3 protein-coding genes are annotated in these 3,537 nt (G+C 72.8%); 2 read left to right on the top strand and 1 reads right to left on the bottom strand.

What is annotated here, in order from left to right:
• The coding region (locus GUY60_RS35905) for a trans-sulfuration enzyme family protein (protein WP_161705620.1) at positions 1-1,133 on the bottom strand (1,133 nt) is incomplete at its 3' end.
• Between the two features lie 59 nt (positions 1,134-1,192).
• Here GUY60_RS35905 and GUY60_RS35900 point away from each other — a divergent pair.
• On the top strand, positions 1,193-1,714 hold the full coding sequence (locus GUY60_RS35900) for an Lrp/AsnC family transcriptional regulator (RefSeq protein WP_161705618.1): 522 nt from the start codon (positions 1,193-1,195) through the stop codon (positions 1,712-1,714).
• A gap of 72 nt (positions 1,715-1,786) precedes the next feature.
• Complete coding sequence (locus GUY60_RS35895) at positions 1,787-3,478, top strand: DUF885 domain-containing protein (protein ID WP_161705616.1); 1,692 nt, start codon at positions 1,787-1,789, stop codon at positions 3,476-3,478.
• The last annotated feature ends 59 nt before the right edge of the window (positions 3,479-3,537 follow it).

The following is a 3,537-nucleotide window of genomic DNA, read 5'->3' as shown; positions in this document are numbered from 1 at the left end:
CTCCGATCCCCCTCCGCCACCACCCGATGGCTGATCGACGCCGGATGCTGGATCAGAGTGTCGACGCTGCCGAGGCTCACCGCCGGGGTGATCAGCCGCACCCCGGCGATCACCTCGTGCGGTGCGCCGGTCACCTCGAAGGACACCATCGCGCCGCCGATCCGCGGATAGTGCACCCGGCTCACGCGCGGGTCGGCGGCGAGGCGCCGGGCGAGTTCCGCGGCGGTCGCGGAGGCGGCCCGCATCCGTACCGGCAGGGTGGCCAGACCCCGGTGCAGCAGGTAGCCGGCGAGCGGGTGCAGCACCCCGCCGGTCGCGAACCGCACCTGTCGCAGCGAGCGGGCGAACTCCTCGTCGCAGGCCACGATCCCGCCGAGCACGTCACCGTGGCCGCCGAGGTACTTGGTGGCGCTGTGCAGGACGAGCCGGGCGCCGCTCTGAGCGGGTCGCTGCAGTACGGGGGTGGCGAAGGTGTTGTCGACGAGCAGCGGCACGGTCCCGCAGGCGTGCGCGACGGCGCGCAGGTCGAGTTCGGCGAGCGTCGGGTTGGCGGGCGACTCGACAAGCACCAGGCCGGTGTCGGGCCGGATGGCGTCCGCGATCCCCGCCGGGTCGACCCAGGTGACCTCGGAGCCGAGCAGCCCGGCCGTGAGCAGATGGTCGCTGCACCCGTACAGCGGGCGGACCGCGACGACATGGCGGAGACCGGCGGCGACCCGGACGAGCAGCACCGCCGTGAGCGCGGCCATGCCGCTGGCGAACGCGACGGCGCTCTCGGTCCCTTCGAGCCGGGCGAGACCCGTCTCGAACCTCCCGACCGTGGGATTGCCGAGCCGCGCGTACACCGGCGGCCCCTCGTCGAGCACCCCGGTCGCGGCGAACGCATCCACGCGCGCCGCCTCCGCCCTGCTGTCGTACGAGGGGTAGGTCGTGGACAGGTCGAGCGGCGGGGCGTGCAGGCCGAGTCCCGCGAGGTCCTCGCGGCCGGCGTGCACGGCCTCGGTGGTCAGCGCCCGGCGGGCCGTGCCCGGGTAGCGGCCTTCGGGGGTCTCCCGGTGGCCGCAGGCGATGTCCGTGGCGTCGATGTCCGAAGCGTCGATGTCCGAGGCGTCGATGTCCCTGGTGGAGTCCATGCGCAGAGCCTGAACACCGGCCGGGGTCAGGGGGTGAAATCCCGTGCTACGTTCGGCCGATGGCCGAATCAGTCGTACTGGACCCGGTGGACCTGGACATTCTGCGGCTGCTGCAGAACGACGCCCGGACCACGTACCGCGATCTCGCCGCGCAGGTCGGCGTGGCCGCGTCCACCTGCCTCGACCGGGTGGCCAGGCTGCGCCGCGCGGGCGTGATCCTCGGGCATGAGCTGCGGCTCGACCCGGCCCGCCTCGGTCGTGGGCTGCAGGCCCTGCTCTCGGTGCAGTTGCGGCCGCACCGCCGGGAGATCGTCGGCCCGTTCGTGGACCGCGTCCGGGCGCTGCCCGACACCCTCGCCCTGTTCCATCTGGCCGGTCCCGACGACTACTTGATCCATGTCGCGGTCGCGGACACGGCCGACCTCCAGCGCCTGGTACTCGACGAGTTCACGTCCCGGCGCGAGGTGGCGCGGGTGGAGACCCGGCTGATCTTCCAACGCTGGGAGTGCGGCCCGGTGCTGCCGCCCGGAGCGAAAACCCCCGCCCTACCTGACGATCCCGGCACAGTCACGGAAATGTAGCCAAGAGCAGACAGGGCACGCGCACAGCAGAAACGAATGACGCGACGCGGTCCGTCGTACGAGGATGGCCGTATGCCAGACACCACGCGGACCCCACTGCCCCGCCAGGTCGCCGACGCGTATGTCGACGACCTGATCGCCCTCGACCCGATCACCGGCACCTTCCTCGGGGTGAGGGAGTGCTCGAACGCGCTGCCCGACCTCTCCCCCGCAGGCGCGCAGGCGCTCGCGGATCTCGCCCGTGCCACCCTCGACCGGCTCACGGAGGCCGAGCGCGCGCCGGGCGGCGACAGCGACGTGGAGCGGCGCTGCGCCCGGCTGCTGCGGGAGCGGCTGACGGCGGAGCTGGCGGTGCACGACGCCGACGAACATCTGCGCGCCGTCAGCAATCTGCACTCGCCGGCGCACTCGGTGCGCCAGGTGTTCACGGTCACCCCGGCGGACTCCGAGGAGGACTGGGCGGCCGTCGCCGAGCGGCTGCGCGCGGTGCCCACCGCGTTCGAGGGGTACCGCGCGTCTCTCGCCCTCGGTCTGGAGCGCAAGCTGCACGGCGGGCCGCGCGCCACCGAGACGTTCATCGGGCAGCTCGCCGAGTGGTCCGGGGAGGACGGCGGAACCGCCTGGTTCGAGCAGTTCGCCGCGTCCGGCCCCGCGTCGCTGCGCGCCGAGCTGGATTCGGCGGCCGCCGCCGCCACCGCGGCCGTGGCCGCGCTCCGGGACTGGATGCGCGAGGAGTACGCACCGGCGGTCGCCGGCGCCACCGACACCGTGGGCCGCGAGCGGTACGCCCGCTGGTCCCGGTACTTCAACGGCACCGACCTGGACCTCGACGAGGCGTACGCGTACGGCTGGTCCGAGTACCACCGCATTCTCGGCGAGATGCGGGCCGAGGCCGAGAAGGTGCTGCCCGGCGCGAGCAGCCCGTGGGAGGCGCTCAAGCACCTGGACGAGCACGGCGAGCACATCGAGGGCGTCGACGAGGTGCAGCGCTGGCTGCAGAGCGTCATGGACGAGGCCATCGACGCGCTGGACGGCACCCACTTCGAACTGGCCGCGCCGGTACGGAAGGTGGAGTCCCGGATCGCCCCGCCCGGCAGCGCCGCCGCCCCGTACTACACCCCGCCGTCGGAGGACTTCTCCCGCCCCGGCTGCACCTGGCTGCCGACGATGGGCGAGACCCGCTTTCCCGTGTACGACCTGGTGTCCACCTGGTACCACGAGGGGGTGCCCGGCCACCATCTGCAGCTCGCGCAGTGGGTGCACGTCCGGGAGGACCTGTCCCGGTACCAGGCCTCGGTCGGCATGGTCAGCGCCAACGCCGAGGGCTGGGCGCTGTACGCGGAGCGGCTGATGGACGAGCTGGGCTTCCTCACGGACGCGGAGCGCCGGCTCGGGTATCTGGACGCGCAGATGATGCGCGCGGCCCGGGTGATCGTGGACATCGGCATGCACCTGGAGCTGGAGATCCCGGAGCACTCGCCGTTCCACCCCGGCGAGCGCTGGACGCCGGAGCTCGCGCAGGAGTTCTTCGGGATGCACAGCGGACGGCCCGCTGACTTCGTGGAGAGCGAGCTGACCCGCTACCTGTCGATGCCGGGCCAGGCCATCGGCTACAAACTGGGGGAACGCGCCTGGCTGCTGGGCCGGGAGAACGCCCGCAAGGCGCACGGCGACGCCTTCGACGCCAAGGCCTGGCACATGGCGGCCCTGTCGCAGGGTTCACTCGGCCTGGACGACCTGGTGGACGAACTGTCCAAGCTCTGAGGGCAGTTGGGGTGGTGGGCAGGGCGCGGCCCCGGGCTCCGTACCCGCCACCCCACCAC

The sequence above is a fragment of the Streptomyces boluensis genome (assembly GCF_009908195.1).
Classification (GTDB): Bacteria; Actinomycetota; Actinomycetes; order Streptomycetales; family Streptomycetaceae; genus Streptomyces; species Streptomyces boluensis.
Note: the sequence above shows the minus strand (reverse complement) of the source record. Positions and strands in the feature narration are given on the sequence as shown.

Coding starts and splice junctions, on each gene's coding strand:
- GUY60_RS35900 (WP_161705618.1), top strand. CDS start 1,193: ATGGCCGAATCAGTCGTACTGGACCCGGTGGACCTGGACATTCTGCGG.
- GUY60_RS35895 (WP_161705616.1), top strand. CDS start 1,787: ATGCCAGACACCACGCGGACCCCACTGCCCCGCCAGGTCGCCGACGCG.